At 28.7% G+C, this 22,543-nt stretch carries 18 protein-coding genes and 1 tRNA gene; 15 read left to right on the top strand and 4 right to left on the bottom strand.

From position 1 onward, the window contains the following. Nucleotides 1-197: 197 nt before the first annotated feature. A tRNA-His gene (locus tag C4B24_RS00830) sits at nt 198-273 on the top strand. Nucleotides 274-306: 33 nt separating this feature from the next. Here C4B24_RS00830 and C4B24_RS00825 read toward each other — a convergent pair. Next, nucleotides 307-885 carry a thymidine kinase gene (locus tag C4B24_RS00825; RefSeq protein ID WP_131598420.1) on the bottom strand — a complete coding sequence of 193 codons (579 nt, stop codon included), beginning with the start codon at nt 883-885 and terminating at the stop codon, nt 307-309. A gap of 309 nt (nt 886-1,194) precedes the next feature. Here C4B24_RS00825 and C4B24_RS00820 point away from each other — a divergent pair, with 309 nt between their 5' ends. Further along, on the top strand, nt 1,195-1,437 hold the full coding sequence (locus C4B24_RS00820; protein WP_131598418.1) for a hypothetical protein: 243 nt from the start codon (nt 1,195-1,197) through the stop codon (nt 1,435-1,437). A gap of 9 nt (nt 1,438-1,446) precedes the next feature. Continuing rightward, a complete protein-coding gene (gene ychF / locus C4B24_RS00815) occupies nt 1,447-2,550 on the top strand; it encodes a redox-regulated ATPase YchF (protein WP_131598416.1) in 1,104 nt (367 codons plus the stop codon). Nucleotides 2,551-2,598: 48 nt separating this feature from the next. Here the strand turns inward: ychF and C4B24_RS00810 are convergent, their stop codons facing one another. Continuing rightward, nucleotides 2,599-3,663 carry an endonuclease/exonuclease/phosphatase family protein gene (locus C4B24_RS00810; protein WP_131598414.1) on the bottom strand — a complete coding sequence of 355 codons (1,065 nt, stop codon included), beginning with the start codon at nt 3,661-3,663 and terminating at the stop codon, nt 2,599-2,601. 64 nt (nt 3,664-3,727) lie between these two features. On the opposite strand from C4B24_RS00810, the gene C4B24_RS00805 reads away from it, so the two are divergent. Continuing rightward, nucleotides 3,728-4,684: a DHH family phosphoesterase gene (locus C4B24_RS00805; protein WP_131598412.1), complete on the top strand. Its 957-nt coding sequence runs from the start codon at nt 3,728-3,730 to the stop codon at nt 4,682-4,684. A gap of 8 nt (nt 4,685-4,692) precedes the next feature. Continuing rightward, nucleotides 4,693-5,658: a DHH family phosphoesterase gene (locus tag C4B24_RS00800; RefSeq protein ID WP_131598410.1), complete on the top strand. Its 966-nt coding sequence runs from the start codon at nt 4,693-4,695 to the stop codon at nt 5,656-5,658. A gap of 34 nt (nt 5,659-5,692) precedes the next feature. On the opposite strand, the gene C4B24_RS00795 is transcribed toward C4B24_RS00800, so the two are convergent. After that, the gene (locus C4B24_RS00795; protein ID WP_131598408.1) at nt 5,693-7,471 is read right to left on the bottom strand and encodes a M3 family metallopeptidase; all 1,779 of its coding nucleotides are present in this window, start codon (nt 7,469-7,471) and stop codon (nt 5,693-5,695) included. A gap of 247 nt (nt 7,472-7,718) precedes the next feature. On the opposite strand from C4B24_RS00795, the gene C4B24_RS00790 reads away from it, so the two are divergent. The 9 genes from C4B24_RS00790 (at nt 7,719) to C4B24_RS00750 (ending at nt 19,305) form a co-directional block, all read left to right on the top strand. Continuing rightward, nucleotides 7,719-9,701, top strand: coding sequence for an alpha-amylase family glycosyl hydrolase (locus C4B24_RS00790; RefSeq protein ID WP_131598406.1), 1,983 nt, complete (start codon nt 7,719-7,721; stop codon nt 9,699-9,701). Nucleotides 9,702-9,729: 28 nt separating this feature from the next. Then, entirely contained in the window at nt 9,730-10,233 is a 504-nt protein-coding gene (locus C4B24_RS00785; RefSeq protein WP_131598404.1) for a hypothetical protein, read from the top strand. Nucleotides 10,234-10,235: 2 nt separating this feature from the next. Further along, complete coding sequence (locus tag C4B24_RS00780; protein WP_131598402.1) at nt 10,236-10,646, top strand: hypothetical protein; 411 nt, start codon at nt 10,236-10,238, stop codon at nt 10,644-10,646. 72 nt (nt 10,647-10,718) lie between these two features. Continuing rightward, nucleotides 10,719-13,310 carry a carbohydrate ABC transporter permease gene (locus C4B24_RS00775; RefSeq protein WP_131598400.1) on the top strand — a complete coding sequence of 864 codons (2,592 nt, stop codon included), beginning with the start codon at nt 10,719-10,721 and terminating at the stop codon, nt 13,308-13,310. Beyond that, complete coding sequence (locus tag C4B24_RS00770) at nt 13,310-14,695, top strand: sugar ABC transporter permease (protein WP_131598398.1); 1,386 nt, start codon at nt 13,310-13,312, stop codon at nt 14,693-14,695. Before C4B24_RS00775 ends, C4B24_RS00770 begins: the two co-directional genes overlap by 1 nt. Nucleotides 14,696-14,697: 2 nt before the next feature. Beyond that, nucleotides 14,698-15,789: an ABC transporter ATP-binding protein gene (locus tag C4B24_RS00765; protein ID WP_131598397.1), complete on the top strand. Its 1,092-nt coding sequence runs from the start codon at nt 14,698-14,700 to the stop codon at nt 15,787-15,789. 130 nt (nt 15,790-15,919) lie between these two features. Continuing rightward, the gene (locus C4B24_RS00760; protein ID WP_131598395.1) at nt 15,920-17,314 is read left to right on the top strand and encodes a hypothetical protein; all 1,395 of its coding nucleotides are present in this window, start codon (nt 15,920-15,922) and stop codon (nt 17,312-17,314) included. A gap of 888 nt (nt 17,315-18,202) precedes the next feature. After that, the gene (locus C4B24_RS00755; protein ID WP_131598393.1) at nt 18,203-18,937 is read left to right on the top strand and encodes a hypothetical protein; all 735 of its coding nucleotides are present in this window, start codon (nt 18,203-18,205) and stop codon (nt 18,935-18,937) included. Continuing rightward, nucleotides 18,937-19,305 carry a hypothetical protein gene (locus C4B24_RS00750; RefSeq protein ID WP_131598391.1) on the top strand — a complete coding sequence of 123 codons (369 nt, stop codon included), beginning with the start codon at nt 18,937-18,939 and terminating at the stop codon, nt 19,303-19,305. Before C4B24_RS00755 ends, C4B24_RS00750 begins: the two co-directional genes overlap by 1 nt. A 377-nt stretch (nt 19,306-19,682) precedes the next feature. On the opposite strand, the gene typA is transcribed toward C4B24_RS00750, so the two are convergent. Then, nucleotides 19,683-21,488, bottom strand: a complete 1,806-nt coding sequence (typA, locus tag C4B24_RS00745) for a translational GTPase TypA (RefSeq protein WP_131598389.1) — start codon at nt 21,486-21,488, stop codon at nt 19,683-19,685. 105 nt (nt 21,489-21,593) lie between these two features. Between typA and C4B24_RS00740 the strand changes: the two genes are divergently transcribed. After that, nucleotides 21,594-22,520: a DHH family phosphoesterase gene (locus C4B24_RS00740; RefSeq protein WP_131598387.1), complete on the top strand. Its 927-nt coding sequence runs from the start codon at nt 21,594-21,596 to the stop codon at nt 22,518-22,520. Nucleotides 22,521-22,543 lie beyond the last annotated feature (23 nt).

Here is a 22,543-nt window from a genome sequence, read left to right as displayed (position 1 = left end):
CAATTGTTTTAATGCCCACAATTTATCTTTAAATTTATAATGTTTCATAAAAGACACCACCCTTTCCGAGTTGTGTCTTAAATTTTTATCCTAATATACAAATAAATTAAGGTTTTTTTATTATTTTTTTGTAAAAAAATCAATGGTTTAATATTTTTTATGTATAATAATAAAGCAATTAGTTTGCAAATAAAATGGCGGATGTGGTGAAGTGGTTAACACATCGGTTTGTGGTACCGACATTCGCGGGTTCAATTCCCGTCATCCGCCCCATTTTTTTTACCCATTTTTTGAATATAAAAGACGCTATTGAGCGTCATTTTTTTTCTCATTTGTACCCTTGAAATGGCAACTTCTACATCTTGCTTCATATTCTTTATCACCAACAACAACAGTCTCTTGAGAGTCAGTCTTTCGATATGTCATAGATGCTGCGTACCCACATTGGAAGCATACTGCTTGTAATTTAGAAACAAACTCAGCAACTGATAATAATTGTGGCGAACTTGCAAAAGGTTTTCCTTGAAAATCGGTATCTAGACAAGAAACAATAACCCTAACTCCTTGGTTAGCAAGGTTAACTGCAATATCAACGATTTCTTTGCCGAAGAATTGAGCTTCGTCTATTGCTATGGCCTTATAGGATTCATCTCAATACTCTAAAATTTCTTTAGCTGTTTTGGCTTGTGTGGTATCAACAGATACTCCAGCTCTAGAAATAATTTTTCCCTTTTCCCATCTATCATCAATTGATGGTTTTATAACAAGTGTCTTAACTTTGGCAAATCCAAGAGTTTTAATTCTTTTAATTAACTCTTCTGATTTACCAGAAAACATTGGTCCTGTAATAACCTCTATATGGCCCTCTGCAAATACTCTATACATTTTCTCTCCTTTTAAATATCTCGATATTAATATCAAGATTAATCAAATATTTTTATGCTATTTTATATTTATTTTTTGATAATTAACAATATAACCAAAACATTATACATCATATAAAAATCTTGGAAATTTAAAAAAATATAGCATAAACATTGTTTAAAAACTAAAAAAATATGCATTACATTTTTTAGCCATTTTTTTATAAAAAAAAGTGCCTTTTCAACAATATTTTTTAATTGCAAAAATTAACGATGAAGTATCCATTATATTATAAAAATAATAATTAGTGCATTTTGCTATAATATGTTTATGAATGATAATGATACAAAATTAAACAAAAAACAAAAGAAAGAAAAATTATTAATAAGTAATAAAAAACATAAGATATATAAAATTATTTTGCCTATAGTTGTAATAGCAATTACTGCATCAATGGCAATAGGGATTTCTTTTGCAATAAAAAATGTAAAAAAACAAGATGATAAAACCGGTCAACTTGGAACAAGTGCAACTTATAGTAGAATTATCAAACCAAAAAATATTTATAAATAAGGAGAAAATATGGCATTAACAGCAGGAATTGTTGGACTACCAAACGTCGGTAAATCTACATTATTTAACGCAATTACAAATTCACAAGTTGAAGCAGCAAACTACCCATTCGCAACAATCGAACCAAACGTCGGAGTAGTAAATGTTCCGGATAAAAGATTAGAATCATTGGCAACATTTGTAAAACCAGAAAGAATTTTACCAGCGACATTTGAATTTACTGATATAGCAGGATTGGTTGAGGGAGCATCAAAGGGTGAAGGGCTCGGTAATAAATTTTTAGCAAATATTAGAGAAACAGATGCAATTGTGCAAGTGGTTAGATGCTTTAATGATGAAAATATTACTCATGTTTCTGGGAGTATTGATCCAGTTAGAGATATGGAAGTAATTAATTTAGAATTATTATTTGCGGATATGGATACAGTGCAAAATGTTTTAAAAAGAGTTGAAAAAAGAGCTTTAGCAACAAAAGATAAAGTTTTGATGCATGAACTTACAGTTGCAAAAAAACTAGAAGAAGCCTTTGTAAAAGAAATCCCAGCTCGTAAAGTAGAATTAACTGAAGAAGAATTTAAAACAGCTAAAGGCTATAATCTTCTTTCTTTAAAACCAATAATTTATGTTGGTAATGTACATGAATCATTTGTTGCAAATCCTGAAGATGCTCCATTATTTAAAGAATTAAAAATAGAAGCAAAAAAACAAGGTGCAGGAGCAATTGGTATATCAGCACAAATAGAACATGAGTTATCTCAACTTGAAGGTGAGGACAAGCAAATGTTTCTTGATGATTTAGGAGTTGTTGAATCTGGTTTAGATAGATTAATTCAAGCTACTTATGCTTTATTAAATCTTGCAACATACTTCACAGCTGGTGTTCTAGAAGTTAGGGCTTGAACATTCAAAAACGGAATGTCAGCACCAGCTTGTGCTGGAGTAATTCATACTGATTTTGAAAAAGGATTTATTAGAGCTGAAGTCATTGCTTATCAAGATTATATTGATAATGGTGGAGAACAAGGTGCAAAAGATGCAGGTAAAGCTAGATTAGAAGGTAAGGATTATATAATGAACGATGGTGATGTTTGTCATTTTAGAATTAATAAATAAAATAGAGTAAATAAAATAGAGCAACAAAGCTCTTTTTTTATTTGTTATTTATGAAAATTTGTAGTCTGCAAAAACTGGGCAATGATCAGATATACCTGAACTAATGATATTTTTATATTGAGTTTGTCTTGCAGCCATAATTTCTTTTCTAAATTCAGATTCAACTAATATTTTATCTTGAAATACATTGTATAGAGGATAATGATTTCCATTATGGGCATTTTTAATATTTGTAAATATTTTGTCATAGGTATTTGAATATTTATTTTTAGTTTTTCCTAATGAAGTTTCAAAACCTTTCCCTGTTTTTAAAAGCGGTTTATACCCACTTTTTATCAATGGTATAAATGGTTCATTATTATAAGATGTTTTTATGTTTGTATCACCCATAAAAATCATGTTTTTATTTTTTCCATCCAATGAATCAAATCATTCCATAACTTCTTTTGTTCTTTGTGCTTCTCAAACTTCTTGGTATCCATTCCCATGATGATCTTTTTTCTCATGTCTCTTATTATTTTTACCTGGGCCATCTAAATGAGTTATGACTGCAGTAAATTCAGATTTTTTAGTTTTGAATTTAACTCCATAAGGTGGTCTTTGATATTCCATTTTATTTGTTATTGGATTCGAATATATTTGACCAGGAGTTTGTGTATTTTCAAAATTCTCAGGGGTATATAAATCAGAACGATAAACAAAACCATAATCTTCTTTTACACTAGGTCCAGCATCAGAAGCGCCTGACTTTTTCTTTGTGTAAATAGCTTTCCAAGGGTTTTGGGTATATTCTGATAAATACTCTGCAATTGTTTTAACTGCGACAGTATCATCTATTTCTGCAAGACCTACCAATGTCATCTTGGTATATTTTATAACCTTCGCAATAGCTTTATTTTTAAAACCTTTGTCCTTTCCGTCATTTAAAACATTTCAAAATCCTATTTTATATTCTTTTGAATCATCTAAAGTTGGAGCTATTGTTGGCTGTGATATTACACCCTTATCTGGTGATTTTATTTCTTTTTTAGTAGTAGTTCCACAAGAAATCGCTACTATTGGCAATGCTAAAAAAGTAGTTGTAAGTACTGCTAATTTAATTTTATTTTTCATGCAAATATTATAACCATTTTAAATATATCTTTGGGGTATAATTTAATAGCATTTAAGGAGAAATATGATAAAAAAAATAATTACTGAAATTAAAGAATCTGAAAAGATTGCTTTATTTCATCACAAGTTCCCTGATGGAGATACGTTATCTTCTTCATATGGGCTTGCATTAGCTTTAAGAAAAGCCTTTCCTGAAAAAGAAATAAAAGTAGTTGCAAATAAGTTTGATTTATTTAGGAGATTTCCTTTTATAAATTTTAAAGAAGAGGTATTTATTGATGAAATTGATGAAACTTGGATTACTATAGTTGGAGATACTTCTGACATTTCAAGGATAGATCGCAATGAAGAATATTTAAAAGGTAAAACAAAAATTTGTTTTGACCATCACCAGAATAATCCAACTATGGAATATGATATTTTTTGAAAAGAATCTTCATGAATAGCTTCATCATTACAAGCGGTTGAAATTGCTAAAGTTTCAGGTGTTGAATTCGATAAGGAAATTGCCTTTCATTTAGCAATTGGGATTCTTACTGATTCTGGTAATTTTGCATTTTCACTAGGAGACCCAATGCCGTTGGAATCATATGGTTTCTTATTACAATTTATAGAGGATTCACAAATAGATCACTTGTTTAACTCAATGAGAAAAAGAACTAAAAAAGATATTGAGATTGAACAATTTATGTGAAACAACGTTCAGTATAAAGAAAATTTAACTTACTTAAAAGTTACAAAACAAAATTTAGAAGAACTTGGTATTGAAGAAAAAGATATTAAAATAAAAGTGAATAGATTGGGTAATATTGAAGGTTTTGATAGATGAGCAATCTTTACAGAAGTTGATGACGAAGAAGGGAATCCTTATATTAAAGGTTCTACAAGATCGCTTGGGTGCGATGTTTCTAAAGTTGCTATGAAATTTAATGGTGGCGGACACAAAAGAGCTGCTGGTGTTAGGGCAAGAGATTGAAATGAAGCAGAACAAATCATGGAAGCGCTAATTGCTGCTAAATAGGAGATAAAATGAAACAAGAAATTATAAAAAAACTTAAAGAAGCCGATAAGATTGCTTTATTCCACCATATTAATCCAGATGGTGATACACTTTCATCTTCGTATGGTCTAGCTAAAGCACTTAGGCAAGCATTCCCGGAAAAAGAAATTGCTTGAGTAATTAATAGAGAAGCAATTATTGATAGGTTTCCATGGATAGAACTAGATGAATCTTTAATTAAAGAAGAGATTGATGAAACATGAACAACAGTTATTGGGGATACTTCTGCCTTTAATAGAATTGACAGGAAAGAAGAATTTGCAAAAGGTAAAACAAAAATTTGTTTTGACCATCATAGAAATACACCAGATTATGATTATGATGTTACATGAATTGAATCTTCATGAATAGCTTCATCATTACAAGCTGTTGAAATTGCTGAAGAACTTGAAGTCGAATATAATGAAGATATTGCTTTCCATTTAGCAATTGGTATTCTTACAGATTCTGGGAACTTTGTTTATTCAAGGTCTAACCCACATCCAGTTTTATCATTTGGAAAACTACTACATTTTATTTCAAATGAAAAAATGGATTTCTTGTACCAACAGCTAAAAAGAAGAACACAAGATGATATTGAGATTGCACAATTTATCCTTAACAATATGCAATTTAAAGATAATTTAACATTTTTAAAAGCTGATAAAACTGCTTCTGAAAAATTTGGTGGTAAAAATCTTAAGATTAAAGTTAATCAAATGGCTAATATTGAAGGTTTTGATAGATGAGCAATCTTTGTAGAAATGTCTGATAAAGATCCAGAAGAAGGAATTATAGCTGAATTTAGATCGTTGGGATGCAATACATCAGAAGTTGCTATTTCCCATGGTGGCGGCGGACATGTTCGTGCTTCTGGTTGTCCTCCAAAATCTTGAGAAGAAGTAGATCAAATTATTGATGAATTAATTGCTTTACCTTCTAAATTTGAAGAGTAACAAATATAAAAAATAGGACATAAATCCTATTTTTTTATTTGTTGATAATGTATTCTGTAATTTCTTCAACAGTTTTTAAAACAACATCCTTAACTTCTTTTGATGTAATATCAATATTAACCATTTCCAATATATGATTTGTTGAATATTCTTCAGCACCCATATTTAGAATTTTAATAAATGTTGAAGTATCTCCTTTTCTAATTTGATCTGCTAAATAGATAGCCATAATGAATGAGATAGTATAACTTGAAAAAGTATAATGGCTTCCAACTGAGAAATATCTCATTGTTGATAATTTTTTTGTTATATTTTCACCATCGACAATGATAGGATTACCATCTGGTCTAAATTGCATTCTAAAGTCATATGCAAATTTTGCAATATCTTCTTTAAGGATTTCTTCACCTTTTCATCCTTTAACATATAGAGCATCTTCTGCTAATGTATTATATGAAAATGCACTTGTAACTTGCATTAGTCTTGCAAGTGCCTCATAAGCAATAGTTTTTGCATATGGAGCACCTTTATCCATTGAAGCAAAAGCAAACAACATTGAGAATGTATCTGCAATACCTTCACCAATTGCAAGTGAGAATCTAGCTTCTTCAACTTGTTTATTAAGTTTTGCTGCAACGATATGCATTGTATGACCAATTTCATGTGCCAGTGTTGAGGCTGAATAAGGAATGCTTGCAACATAACTTTGAGTTACATAGTAAGTATTATTTTTACCTGTTCAAGTTGCGGCAGCTCCATTATATTTGTGTTCACTCTCGATAATTGCAAGTGTTCCTTTTTTAGAAAAATTATCTATAATATATTGACTTTCTTTAGGGAATATATCCTTGATTTCATTTTGATAGAAATTAATTATTTCTTGATAAGGAATATCAACAATTTCTGAAGGATAAGATAATTCATCTCAAGGCATAATTGTATCTCAACCAAATTTTTGTTTTCTATAATCATTTAATCTTGAAATATATTTAGAGTGAATTTCTTTGAAAAGTTCCTTTGAAGAAAGCATTATATTTTTTGCAAACAAAGGTTCTTCATCTCTTGATATTCCAACAAATTGATCATATGAACTATATCCAAACATTTTTAGGTATTCTATTCTTTTATTTGCATATTCAGCAATCATCGTTTCGATTTCTTCCCTATTCTCTCTCTTATCTAAAGTGTTGTGCATGAATATTTTTTTTCTTAAATCCCTACTAGTATTCGGGTTTAGTGCAAGGACATTACTTTCGTCATCTGTGTATTTTTTACCTTCATGTTCAAAGTGATGAACAAGGGGTTTGTTACCAAGTTTTTCAGCTTCAATACTCATTTTTGTAAATTCTTTCTCTCTTTTTTCTTTTTCTTTAGTTTCATCTTTATTTAAAGATTTAACTTGCGATCTTAGTAACTGAGAAAATGTTTCTTTTCAAATTTTCAATTCTTCACACTCTTCAATTATTGCCATTGTTTTCTCTTTACCAAATTCAACTAATTTATCTGTAAATGTATCCACTTTAATTCCTAATGAATCGCTTAAATCTAATAATTCTTGTGCTTCATCCATTATTTCAGTTTTTCTTGTGTCTGAATGGAATTGTACAAAAAGATATGTAAATAAATACTCCATTTTTCCTCTTATTAAGTTTAAAGACTCATTAAAATCAATTAAATTAAGTTTATTAATTGGCAAGAAATCCTTTTTAGAAAACTCTTTGTACGCCTCTCTTAAAATTACTAAATCACTCTCATATTCTTTCTTATTCTTATAAGATAATTTCACATCTGCAACTAATACTGGTTCAATCATAATTACCACCTTTCAATATACTTTATTATATATGTAAAGTTCGCTTTTTAAAAGTATTAAACTTTATAAAGAAAACTTTTATAAAAGGTATATTCATTTGTCACTTCATTTGTGTTTACCAATATATAAGAAATAATAATTAAATCAAGTTTCACTTAATAGATACAATATTTTTTTCTTGTTATAACATGTATTAATAATTATTATCAAAGATATAATTTTATTAATACAAACCAAAGGAGTAGATATGAAAAAATGGGAACAATATGAAGAATTAGCAGATTTAAGTACTAAATATGGTGCTAATTTAATTGAGGGTACATGGAATGTTAATTTATGACATCCCTTTGCACAACAAGTTGATTTAATAATTTATGATAAAAATAATCAAGAAGAAATAATTGAAACAATTAAAGGTACCTTTGATAGTCCTAATTGAACTTGAAGAATTACAAAAGATATTGATGGCTATTTCTATCATTATAAAATTACTCAAGAAGATGGTTCTACTAATTTAGCGCTTGATCCATATGCAAAATCAATGTCTGCATTTGATTGAAAAGGTAAAAATACTGAAATTGGAAAAGCTGCATTTGTGAATTTTGAAAAAACCAATAAATTATTCAAACTTAATGAAATAACGAAACCACAACCAATAATATATGAAGCCCACATTAGAGATTTAACATCACTTAGAAAAGATGTTGCAATTCCTGGTTCATTTAATGCGCTTAAAGAAATTAAATTTGCAGAACACTTGAAGGAATTAAATATTACACATGTTCAATTTCTCCCTATTCATAATTGTTACGCATTAAATGAAAAAAATAAATCAATTTTATTAAAAGGGGATGGTAGTGGTTGAAACACTAACTATAATTGAGGGTACGATCCACATAATTATTTCTCTATAAATGGGTGGTATTCAACAAATCCAGAAAATCCTTATTCAAGAATGAAGGAATTTAAAAATTTGGTTGAATATATGCATGAAAACAATATTAAAGTTATAAATGATGTTGTTTACAATCACTTATTCCACAATTCAATACTTAACAATGTAATCCCTGGATACTACTTTAGAAAAGGTGGTGAAATTAAACCGGTTGATCAACCTGCATTTGCATCCGAAAGAAAAATGGCAAGAAGAATAATTGTTGATTCTCTTATTCACTTTGTCGAAACTTATGATGTTGATGGATTCAGATTTGATCTTTCATGTTTTACCGATCGAAAAACTATAGAAATATTAACGAAAAAATTAAGGAAAATCAAACCTAACATAATTCTTCACGGTGAAGCTTGACCTTGAAGTGATATCCCTTATGAAGATGGTTTAATAAAGGGTCATTCTGATAATGAATTTGACTTTGCATATTTTAATGATACAACTAGAAATTCTATTAAAGGAGAAGATGACGGTGATGGATTTGCATTAGGAGTTATTGGAGGTAATTTAAAAGAATTTCCTAATTATTTGGCCTCTATTATAGGTAATGTTAAGGATTTTAAAGAAGCACCATCAAATATCGCTACTGGAAAATATGAAAGATTCACTAACAATACAAGTGTTTTATTAAATTACACAGCGTGTCATGATGGGCATACAATGTGAGACAAAGTAAATTTAACTGTCAAAGGTGATAAAGTAACAAAATTTGAATATTATAGACAAGTAGTGATGATGCAACAATTCTTACAAGGCCGTTCTCTCTTTTTAGAAGGAACTGAGATGCTTTATACAAAACCAAATGATATTTCAGGACAAGATTATGAAAGAGTTCATAAAACCGATTTAGCAATAGATATTTTCAACTTAGGGACAACTGAGTTTAATGAAAATACCTATAAAACTACAGATTACGTAAATGGATTGAGATGGGAAAATTTAACAGAAGAAATCAAAAGAGATATATTTGCCTTTATATCTGAAATTAATAAATTTAAACTAAGAACATCATTCTTCAATTTAAGTAATTCAGAAGAAATCAACGAAAGCTATACTTTTAACTATGTATCAATGGAGAAAGGGGTTATTGATTTTAATATAAAAACATCTGAAGGGAAAATCCGTATAATTCATAATTTTAGAGAAGAGAAATATATTTATGAATCAAGTGGTCAAATTATTTTTGATAACAAACTTAAAAATAAAAATAAAATAGGCATTGCAGAGCCCAATTCAACAATTTTAATTAATACTAAAAAAAGTGATAGATCATTTTATTAAATAAATATTTTTTGACTATAATTGATATATGTCAATAATACTTAAAAAAGATACATATAAATTACACTTCGACAGAAAAATGGCTATTTTTACTATGATTTTAGTAGGTCTTACTATAACTATGCTAATAGTTGCTAATGTGTATTGAATAAATACTTATGATATTAAAGAAGTGGAAAAAATAGTTATAAGTTCCGGGAAGAAGCCAACGATTGATAATATGAATGCGTATGTCAAATTTAGAGCTATTTTTACAATTATTGGTAATACTCTTGTCATGGGTTTGTTTATGATTATTTTATGAATGGGGATATCTAAATTTAGATTAGGTCTAGGTTTTGGTGTTTTTTGAGTTATTTTATTTATAAGTAATGCTATTTCAACACCGTTTTATACTGTACAATCAGATGCCTTTGCAATTATTGTTGGTATCCTAAATGGTATTATTGGTATTTCAGTTCTTATATGATTATCTCAATTAATTTCTTATAGGCAAAGATTAAGACAAGAATTAGCTAACAAAAGAAGGTAAATGTGAAAAGAGTAGTCCCATATTCTAGAAAAAAATTTAGAGCAACATTATTTGTCTTGACATTAGTCACTATTTTTTCAGTATTCCAAATTATTATGACGTGGCTGCAACCTTTTATTTTTTCATGACACCTTATCCCAATTGAATCACTACCAGGAAATGAAAATACAAAAATTATTTCACTAAAAATTGTATCAATGGCAATAGAAATAATAGTCCTTTTAATAGTTGTTTTATTAGGAATTAAATCAAAGAAATCACTAGATAGAAAAGTATATATGAGTTCATGGATTAATGGATTAGTATTAGTTATTGCAACATTTATATTATTCTTTTTAATACCATCAGCAACACCAGTTAATTATTTATTACCTATAGTTGTTTTGTTTTGATATGTAGTTAGTTTATTTTAGGTGTATATACATCTATTTTTTTTATTCGAATATAATATAATTTGAATATATAAATTTGAGCAAAGGAGAAATATGAATAGAACACTTGTGAATGGTCTTGGTCAAGCTAAAGAGTCAAGAACTCTTGGTAATAGCCCTATTTCAGAACAAAAGTTTTTATGAAAACATAATTTTAAAAAAATTGATAATTTAAGAATCAAAAAAGAAATTAGTATTTATAAAGACAATGCTGAAAAATCTAAGGCTACAAATACGAATTATAAAATTTGGAAAAAAGGAAACTTAAAACTTAAAAAACTTTATTTCAATGCTTTCCATAAAGTAGAAGGTGAGTTAGTTTCAAAAGGGGTTTTAACTATTGCTCATGTTGGGGATGATGTAATTAAAAATATTTCTTCTTCAGATGCAAAAAAGAAAATCTCTGAATTCACTAATAAATTTAACTTAGTAAATGAGAAACTTGAGGTTATTTCAAATGAATTAGTTGCTTTATTGCTAATTCAAACTAAAAATTACGAAACTAATGAATTAGAAATACATAAAAATAAAATATCTCAGATAAAGTTAGATATTAATAATATTGTTGAAGAATTTAAAGCATATGCAAATGGATTTTGTAAAGATTTTATTTCTATACAATCTGTAAAATTAGATGAATCTTCTAAAGTAATAACTGATAGAGAGATATTAAAATCATTAAAAAAATCATTAAAAGAAAATGGCGAAAATATTAAGACTGAAATCATGAAAAGTATGGATGAATTTCAAGAAAACAAAAATCTAAATTGACTAGATAAATTAATATTAAAACCTAGAAAAAATGCTAAAAGAATGGCAAAAAGCAATATAGTTAAAGATACACTTAAAGACAATATTACAACTTCTTATGAAACTGAATATCAATATAATCAATCTCTTGTTTATCTTAAGTATGAAAATGAATTAATTGCCCAAAAACTTACTTTTAGTAAAGAACTAAATAAACTTATTGAGGAAAAAAATACAATTAAAGAACAAGGCTTCAATAAAGAAAAATATAAAAATAAAAAGGCTGAAATAGCCAAAATGAAAAAAGAAGCATGAAATGCTAAAAAGATTGAAATGAAAGCCGGTTCTTCTTCAAAAAGAGCAAAGACTGTTGAGAAAAAAAGTATTTTTAATCATTATGCAATTATGCAAAGGGATGCAAAAATCGAACTTAATCCAAAGTTCAAAATAAAAAACGCTATCGGTGCACTGAGAAGTAAGATCAAAAATGATTTAAAATTTCAAACCGAGGTTAGAGAAAATGAACTTAAGGATGTACTTCGCAAAACACCTGTTGAAACTTCAATAATTAAATATTGAATTGGTATTATTGCTGGAACAATATTCCCAGGTCTTGGAACCTTAATAATTGGAAAAAAAGTAAAGGGTGCTCTTCAATTAATGGGAACACTTTTGGTAATAATTATTTTAATGTGAATATTTGGTGCATTTCCATCAAGTTCTGGAAATGGATTATTTGGTCTTAGCAGTTTAGGGTATGATCCTAAAACAGCAACATCAAATTCTATTGGTATGTCTGGCGGAACTCCAAATGATGGTAGGTTTTATCTAGTTACAGGTACACTTGCTATTATTATGTTAGGTACTATTATTATGTATTGAATTATTTCTATTTTAGATAATATTAATCAACTTAATGCTGCAAGAATAGGGATGAGACCTTCAAATTGAAAAGAACAAAAGAAATTATTGAAAACACAAGGATTGCCTTATTTACTTTCTTTACCAGCAATGATATTTATTATTTTTATCGTTCTACTACCATTGATGGCTACAATTCTTATATCATTTACTGATTTTGGACAAAAAACATGAGAACCAGCTACAAAATCTTGAACAACATCAAATGGTGTTACTAATAAAATAAATTGAGTTGGTGGAGAACAATTTAAATTAATTTTCACTGTAATGGGTCCTGAAGTAAAATCAGTTCTTCTATGAACAATTATTTGAACTGTTGGCGCAACACTTACATTATTAATTATCGGTACTTTCTTTGCTTTGGTTGTTAACCAAAACAGAATAAAATTTAAAAATGTATTTAGAATTATTTATATTCTTCCATGGGCAGTGCCTGCATTCATCACAATTCTTTATTTCTCTATATTCTTTAGTCAAGATGGAGTATTCAATGAATTGTTTGGATCTAATATTAGGTGAGCGCACTCTGGAAGTAAAACGAAAATACTTATGATTTTTATGCAAGGTTGATTAGGTCATTCTTACATATTCTTATTAGTAACTGGTATGTTACAATCAATACCTAAGTCATTGTATGAAGCATCAAGAATTGATGGAGCTTCAAGTTTTAGACAATTTAGAACTATTACAGCCCCTATTATTGTTTCCAAGATCGCACCATTGCTAATTGGTCAATTTGTTTTTAACTTTAATAACTTTGGGTTGATTTACCTATTCAATGGTGGTGGAGATGTAATTGGAGCAGGAACAGCTGGACAACAAGATATATTCATTTCATGAATTTATAAACTTGTTTCTGGAACAGATTCTAGACCAGGTGCTGCAGCTGCAATGTCACTATTCATTTCAGTATTTACAGTTACCCCATCAGCATTTATGTTTGTACGAAGTAAAGCATTTAAAGGAGGTAGATAATGGCTGAACATAATTTTAAAGAAATAGCAACTCTTAATGAAGAATTAGACTATAAATATAAACCGTCATTAAATATCAAGCAAAATCAAGATGCTTTAATATCAAAAATTAAAAAAATAATTTTTTCTAAAATACTAGATTTCAGAAAAATTAATGATGAAAAATTAAAAGAAGAATTAAAAGTTGAATTGGAATTATTAGTTTCAAATCCTTTGAAAAAAATTACTTCATGAGAAGAAATTGAATTAAAAAAATTATATGTATCCTCAAAAGAGATTAAAGGGATTAAAGAAAGACTTAATTTCCCGGAAAAATCAAGAGAAATGCAGATATTATATAAGAAAGAATTAGTTGCAATTGAGGCAAAAAAAGCCAAAGTAATTGCTAAAAAAACCAAATGAGAAGATAAGACGGGATTTTTAGCTAAAAAAATGAATAAATCTTTTGAGATTAAATTAGCAAAAATAAACATTAGGGAGAAAGATTTAAAAAGTTTTATTAAAAACAAGTCTATTCTTAAAAAAGTTTATCTTTCAGATGAACCTCCTCTTACACCTGCTGGGTGAGTTAAATTATTTTTATCATATGGGTTTATGTTATTGTGAGCATTAATAATATTATGACCACTTGCAGAACTTGTTAAAGCAACATTAAATAACAATGCTATTAAGACATTGAATACATCAAGTTATGAATTTGGTTTTGATTCATTTTCTCGTTTATTTGGGAAAACTGATTTCGTTAACTGAATGACAAATACACTAATTATTGCTGGTATAACATCAGCTGCTACCGTATTCCTAGCATTGCTTATGGGATATGCATTCTCCAGATTTAGATTTAAAGGTAAAAAATCATCGCTAATATCAGTTATGTTATTACAAATGGTTCCTTCATTAGCTGCACTTACAGTTTTCTATGTTCTATATACAATATTGAATCAAAAATTTAACTTAAGTGGTTCAGTTGTCCTTATATTAATTTATGTTGGTGGTGGTGTGGCTGGTAATACCTTTATTATGAAAGGGTATATGGATTCAATTTCGACAGAAATTGATGAAGCTGCAAAAATTGATGGGTTGTCACAGTGAAGGATATTTACAAGAATTATTGTTCCATTAACTAAACCAATGATTGCTCTTGTAGGTCTATGATCATTTATCGGTCCATTTGGTGACTATATTTTGCCGGGATTATTATTATCAGATTCCAAAACATTTACTTTAGCTAAGGGTCTTCAAACATTAGCTTCTGATCCTAAAACAATGGATCAAGGTGCATTTGCTGCAGGTGCTATACTTGTTGCTGTGCCTGTATCATTACTATTCATCTCCTTAAGAAAATTCTTAGTAGGTGGAATAACAGCCGGGGGCGTGAAAGGATAATTATGGATATAAAATTTAAAAACATTGCAAAAAGATATGAGGGTAATATTGATTACACTTTGGAAGATATTAACTTAGATATAAAATCAGGAGAATTTGTCGCTCTTTTAGGGCCTTCTGGATGTGGTAAAACTACTCTTTTAAGAATGGTTGCCGGTTTAAATTCAATCACTAAGGGAGAATTAGTATTCGGTAATACGAAAGTAAATAACTTAGAACCAAAAGATAGGAATCTAGCTATGGTTTTCCAATCTTATGCACTCTATCCACATATGACTGTTTATAAAAATATGGCGTATTCACTCCAAATAAAAGGAGTTAGAAAAGAACAAATCGATAGAAGAGTTAAGGCTGTTGCTAAAATTTTAGAAATTGATCATTTACTTTTCAACAAACCATCAGAAATTTCTGGGGGACAAAGACAAAGGGTTGCCTTAGGTAGGGCAGTAGTTAGAAAACCAGCCATATTTTTAATGGATGAACCTTTATCTAACCTTGATGCTAAATTAAGAGAATCAATGCGTGTTGAATTGGTTAAAATTCATAAATTAGCAGGTTCAACAACTCTATATGTTACACATGATCAATTAGAAGCTATGACTATGGCTGATAAAATTGTACTATTTAATAATAGAAAGATTCAACAAGTGGGTTCTCCTTCAGAGTTATATAATAAACCAGCAAATTTATTTGTTGCAAACTTTATAGGATCACCTTCAATGAATTTTATAGATATTATTCAAAATGACGAAAAATTATCTATTGTTGCTACAAAACAAGCAATTACATTGCCTAAAAAACTTTCATCACTAATGGCACAAGATGAATGTGTATTAGGTATTAGACCAGAAAATTTAGAAATTCACAAGACAAAACCCGCAAAAGTTAAGAACGCTATTGAAGTTGTTGTTATAACTTCAGAGTTATTGGGTAAAGAAACTGTTGTGATAGGTGAATATTCAGCTAAAAAACAATTAAAAGTTGTTATTCCTCATCAAGAAAAATTTGTGATTGGTGATAGAATATGAGTTACTTGAGATGCAAACAGGTTACATTTATTTAACAAAGAAACAACTGAAAGAATGAATAAATAGGGTTTCCTATTTTTTTATTTTTTTAAAAGGTGTATATACATGTATAAGCGCATTGTTTGGAAGCGTAAAATATAATTAGACACAAATAAAGAGAAGTGTCGGTTTAAAACCAATTTAATTAGGAGAAAATATGACAAACACCAAAAAAATCGTATTAGGTGGACTTACAGCACTAGCAGCAGTGGCGGCGCCAATCGCTACAGTTGTTTCATGCGGTAGCTCTTCAGAGGGAGAGATGGATAGTACAATCGTAATACAAGCCGAGAAAGAATGAACATCTGCATATAAAACAATTATTTCTGACTTTGAAAAAAGTGATACAGGTAAAAAATTAATGAAAGATAACGGAATTGATAAAATTAAAGTACAAGAAATGGGTTCATTTGATGTAGAACCTCAGTTCCAAAATAAAGGTATAAATGATGCAACAACACCAGATATATTCTTATTCGCCAATGATAAATTTGATTTTTACAGATCAAATAAATACCTAAAAGCATTTAATGAAAAAACAGCTGATGAATTCCTAAATAACCATGCCAAAGGTGAAAAATTTGTTGCGGGTACATCAGCAAATATTTCACAATCAAAAATGTATGGAATTCCTGAAAATGTTGAAGCTATGATTAAACTTTATGATGAGAAAAATAAAGATGTTTCAAAACTTAAAACAGTTACAAAATATGGTAACTTATGAATGTCAGCTGGTTACTTTAACTTAACAGCAGAACAAGGTAAATCAAAAGATGCAAAAATATATGGTTCTGATGGTTTTAACTTAAGAGACATTGTTTACACAGGTGACAATGGCAAATTCTTATCAGTATTAAATGATGATAAATATAAAAAAGATACAATTGCAACTAAAGCTGAAGCTAAGGCTGCTATTGAATCTGGATTTAAGAACATTTTAACTAAAATTAAAGAATTGCCTAATGGATTGCCTGCTGATGCATTAGTTGGTAAAACTGAAAATGATGAAGTGAATAAATTCTTCACTAAAAACATTGATAAACTTTCTACATTTGATGGACCATGAGCAATTTCCGCTTTAGAAAAAGATTCAAAATCTACTATTAAAGCTGAAGCTCCTACAACTACTGATGCATGAACACAATGAGGTGGTGGATGATCTTATGGAATGAATGCAAGAGTTTCAGATGGTAAAGCAAAAGTTATGGAAGCATTAATTGGTCAATTTTACAATGACAAATATGCAGAATTACTATTTAAAGAAGCTGGAAAAGTTTCTCCAACTGAATCTGGTAAAGCTAAATTAACTACAAAAGACTATATAACTAAAACTTCTACAGTTCCTCAAGCTATTTACAAAACTAGTGTATTACCTAAACCTGTTGACGGTGCATTTAACTCAGCTGGTGTTTGAACAGTATATTCAAACTTAATGAGTGCTAAGGCTAGTCAAATTACCGCTGGTAAAATTACAAGCAAAGAATTATCCAATGAATTCATTAATAATTTAACAAAATCAATTGCAAATGCTAACGCTAAAAACGGTAGATAATATATTAAAATCAATTTATAATGCTATACTTAAACTTAAAATTTAAGTGCAGCATTTTTTTATTCCATTAAATTAAATTTTGATATCAGAGCATATACAAAATATTATTATAAATTTATTTATTTTTGTATCTTCAGGTTTATATCAAAATAAAAGTAACAAATTTAATACTTCATTAAAGGAGTGTGTATTTTATACCAAAACATATTCCAAAGTAATAAATAAAATTATTTGAAACTTATGAGTTACTAATGAAATAACAAAAGAGTATTTTAAATCTATAAATTTAAAGGAAACAAAAAGTTCAAATACAAAAAAGATGTCGCAATTATTTAATTATGAAATTAGATAAGGAAGTCTAGATTTATCTATATTATAAAAAAATGAAAAATGATTGATAACAACTTTTATAAAAGTAATCATATTTATCTGTCTGTTGCAATAAGTCCTAAAACAGAATACAACAATACCAAATTAGGGTTTTGATATGTTAAGGAATTTAAATAGATGACTTCGTTATTTGTGGCAAAAACATACCTCGATATTCCATGTATTTAGTTCAAAATATAAAAGTTATAGCTTTTATTGGTAGAATCGATAATTCTTTGAATAATAGATAATTCAAGAAATTATTTTGTCATTTAAAGGGAAAATACTTGGATTATATGGAAACTCAAAAATATATAAAGGAATAGAAAGCACATCTCTTAGTGCATCTAAAAAAAGCACAATGAAAAGTATCGACTCTCACCATTACTTATGAAATCTAAAAATTGTTTACAATAACATATTAACTTTTCTTAATTGTTAAGAACAATATTAAAAACAAGTATTTTATATAATTTAGTTGGGTACATATATGTACTGTAATTAGATTAAGGGGTAAAAATGAATAAAAATAAATTACGTTTGACACTTGGTGTGCTTTCAAGTTTTGCAATTATCACCATCCCTATAGCTACAGTCATTTCTTGTGGAGAAGATAAAAAAGAAATAACTACCTTGAATATAATGAGCGATGAAGGAATGAATGCTATTAAAAAGGAAAAAGAAATTGTTTTAGAGGTAGATAGTGTTTCAAAAGCTAGCGTAGATAAAGTTGTTGCACTAATATTAAATTCAGTTCCAGATGAAAATATGCAAAATGATGGCATCTTAGATGCTGATGGAAAAACTATAAATATATTAAGCGAAAAAGATCAAACTATATATTTTAATAGTTTGGCTACTTTCACAAAAAAAGATAATTCCAAAGGAAGAACAAGAGAACTTTATGAAGGTTCATATGCTTCCTTGACAAAAGACGCTTTAGGTATAAAGAATATTACTTTTAGCTGAACTAATGGTGAAACTTTTAAAATTGAAATAGACAATAAAATGAGTAATAAACTAAAAAACTTACATTCATTTATAGTTAGAAAAATGTCTACTATTGAATTCGCAAAGATGATTGAATATACTAAAATCATTAAAGAAACTTCTGATCAAGATATAAAAGATGAATATACCGAGAAATTAGATAAATTAAAAACAGTCGTTGAAAACGATCATAAAGAAATACAAGCAAGAAAGCAAGCTTTGTTTAACTTTATAAGTGCGCAAGTTAAAAAAGAGGTTGAATAATGACAAAAAACAATAAGTTTAAACTAAAAATAATCTATATATTTTTATACACAGCAACCCTTATCACTTTATTTGTAACGACAAAAAATAATGGCGGTATTTTAAAGGGGGATATGATACCGTGAATCTTAGGTATTGCAACTGGGTTATTTGGTATTGCTGTTTCCTTTCCATTTAATAAAAGAAAATGTAAATTAAATATGGATAAAATTATCTTACTTTCAATATTAATGATAATTAACTTATTGTCTATTATTTTCTCAATACTTGATATAGTGGGAATTAAGAATTATATTGTAACTGCAATTATTTTTGTGACTGCAACACCTATAACTATCTCCTCCCTTTTTAAACTAGATAAAAATTAGTTAACAAAAACTCATTCTTGAATATATGATATAAGAATTAAAATAAGTGATCTCTCCATGTAAATTGGTGAGATTTTTTTAATATGCTTTTCTTAAATAAAATGTATTTCGTAATATATCCACGTTTTCCTTTATTTTGTCGGCGGATATATTTACTACATATTTAAACTTTCCCTCAATTAAACTTAAATCATAATCCATAGAATAATAAATAATGGATACATTGAAAAATAGAAAGGGGTATTTCTTAACATGTCAATTGTTATAATATAAAAAAAGATTGTGATTAAAAATACCAGCTCTTGCCGGTACTTTTAAAATCTAACGTGTGTAATCTATTTGTTCCACTTTATTAACTATTGTAAGAATTTTTAATATTATTGAACTTTATGCTCTTTTCCTCTAAACCTTTTATCTAGAGTTTTTTTTCTTAATCTAATTGATTCAGGTGTAACTTCTACAAGTTCATCAATCTCAATGAATTCTAGTGCTTCTTCAAGCGAAAGTACAATTGGTTCAGGAACTCTGATTGACTCATCAGTACCTGAAGAACGAACGTTTGTTAGTTGTTTGTTTTTAATTGGGTTAACATCAAGGTCATTTGCTCTTGAGTTGACACCAATAATCATTCCTTCATAAACCTCTGTTTGGGTACCGACAAATAAGTCACCTCTTTCGGAAATTTTTCATAGTGAATAACCCATTGTTTTACCTTTAACATTTGAGACAAGAACACCATTTTTTCTTCCTTCAATCACACCAGCATATGGTCCATATTCATGGAAAGTTTTTTCAAGGATACCTGTACCTCTTGTTTTTGTAATAAATGATTGTCTAATTCCAATTAATCCTCTTGTAGGAATAATAAATTCCATGTTTGTTTGTCCATTATGTGAATGCATGTTTGTCAAATTACCTTTACGCTCAGCCATTAATTGAATTATTGTTCCTGAGAATTCATCGTCACAAGTAATTTGTGCCATTTCATAAGGTTCTAATTTTTTACCATTTTCTTCTTTGATAAGAACTTTAGGTTTTGAGACTGCAAGTTCAAATCCTTCACGTCTCATATTTTCAATTAGAACTGAAAGGTGTAATTCACCTCTACCTTGAACTTCAAATCCTTCAATTCCTTCAATTTTGTTAACTTTTAAAGCAACATTTGTTTCTAACTCTTTAGTAAGTCTTTTTTCAATTAAACTTGATGTAACATGTTTACCTTCTCTACCATTTAGTGGAGATTTATTAACAAGGAAGTTCATTGAAATTGTTGGTTCTTCAATTTCAATTTTTTCCATTGGTTCAGGATTTTCTATTGAAGAAATAGTATCCCCGATTGTAATATCAGCAACACCAGCAACTATACATAAATCACCAGGTTGAATTGTAGATACTTCTTTTCTATCAAGTCCATCATTAACAAATATTTTTGAAAATCCAACTGTTTTAATATCCCCATTTGAATTAATTAGTGAATATCTTCCTTTTTGAGTAAGTGTTCCTTTAACTAATCTTCCTAACCCTAATCTTCCTAAGTATTTATCATACTTCAGTGATGAAATTTGCATTTGAACATTTTCATCAGCAGTATGCGGATACTCTTCAACATGATTAATAAGCGTTTTAAATAAAGGCTCTAATGTTTCAGAATCATCATCCATTGAAGTTTTCATAATACCATCTCTAGCTGCACCATATAAAATTGGAAATTCCATTTGTTCATCTGTTGCATTCAGTTCCATAAAAAGTTCAAGAACCATGTCAACAACTTCCGCTGGTCTTGCGTCTTGCTTATCTATTTTATTAATAACTAGTATTGGTTTCAGTCCATTTTCAAGTGATTTTTTTAAAACAAATCTTGTTTGTGGCATTGGCCCCTCAGAAGAATCTACCAAAAGCATTACTGTATCAACATTTTTGATAATTCTTTCTACTTCACCTGAAAAGTCAGCATGACCTGGTGTATCGACAACATTAATCTTTGTATCTCCATATTTAATTGAGCAATTTTTAGAGTAAATTGTAATCCCTCTTTCTCTCTCAATATCATCACTATCCATGATTTGTTCAACTCTTTCATCTCTTTCGTTAAATGTTCCTGATTGTTCTAACAGTGCATCCACTAATGTTGATTTACCAGCATCAACATGAGCAATAACTGCGACGTTTAAAATTTTATTCATTATTTTCCCCTATTCCTTTTTCAAAAGTATTATAGAGAGTAAAGTGTCTAAAATTACAAAAACTATTTTTACTATTTTATAAAAACTTCAATATAATTTATTTATATGAAAATAGAAATACAAAAAATACAAAAAATTTGGGACTTTATAAGTTCACAAAAATACATAACAATTTGTACTCATGTTGATCCTGATGGGGATACAATTGGTACATCAATAGCTCTTAAAGAATTTATAGAAAATAACACTAGCGTTAAAGAGGTTAGAATATCAGGTGGGGATATGCCTGAAATGTTTAATTATATTACAAATGATATTGAAGATGATGTTGATGATGAATACTTCAATAAATCACAGGTAATAGTGGTCGATACTTCTAATAAGGCGCGTATTTGAGATGAAAGAGTTGTGACTAAAGATTCAATTAAAATTGATCACCATAAAGAACAAGAGGAATGATTAATGGGTATTGGTGGAGATTATTGACCTGCATGTGGGCAATTATTAGCTGAAATGGCTTTTATGTTGAATTTAAAATGGACTGAAAAAGCAAGAATTGGAATTACAACTGCAATTGTTACAGACACTGAGAATTTTACTCAAAGAAATATAGGTTTCAAAACATTTGATGTAATGACACAAATGTTAAAAGATGGTCATAATTATCTAGATGTTATTCCAAAATTATTACCTTCTGCAGAAGAAACAAAATTAATTAATTCATTTATGAAATATGTAACTTATGAAAAAGATATGATTATTTTTTACACTACTGAATATGTTCCTAGAAGTATTTATAGGACTTTAGTAGCAAGAGTTTCATCAGTTTCTGATGTTGAGGTTACACTATTTATTGGAGGAACACCAAAACCTGGTATGTTGCGTTGTGGATTAAGATCAAAAGGTAATGTTGATGTTTCTGTCATTGCAGAATCACTTGGTGGCGGTGGTCATCATGCTTCTTCAGGGTTCAAAGTTCCTAGTGATACTAAACTCGAAGATATAGTTAGAGTTGTTAAAAAATACATTTAATAATTTAATTTAAAAAGTGCTAT

This window comes from Mycoplasma marinum (assembly GCF_004335975.1).
Lineage (GTDB): Bacteria > Bacillota_I > Bacilli_A > Mycoplasmatales > Metamycoplasmataceae > Mycoplasma_K > Mycoplasma_K marinum.
The sequence above is the reverse complement of the archived record's forward strand: the minus strand, read 5'-3'. Positions and strand labels throughout refer to the sequence as shown.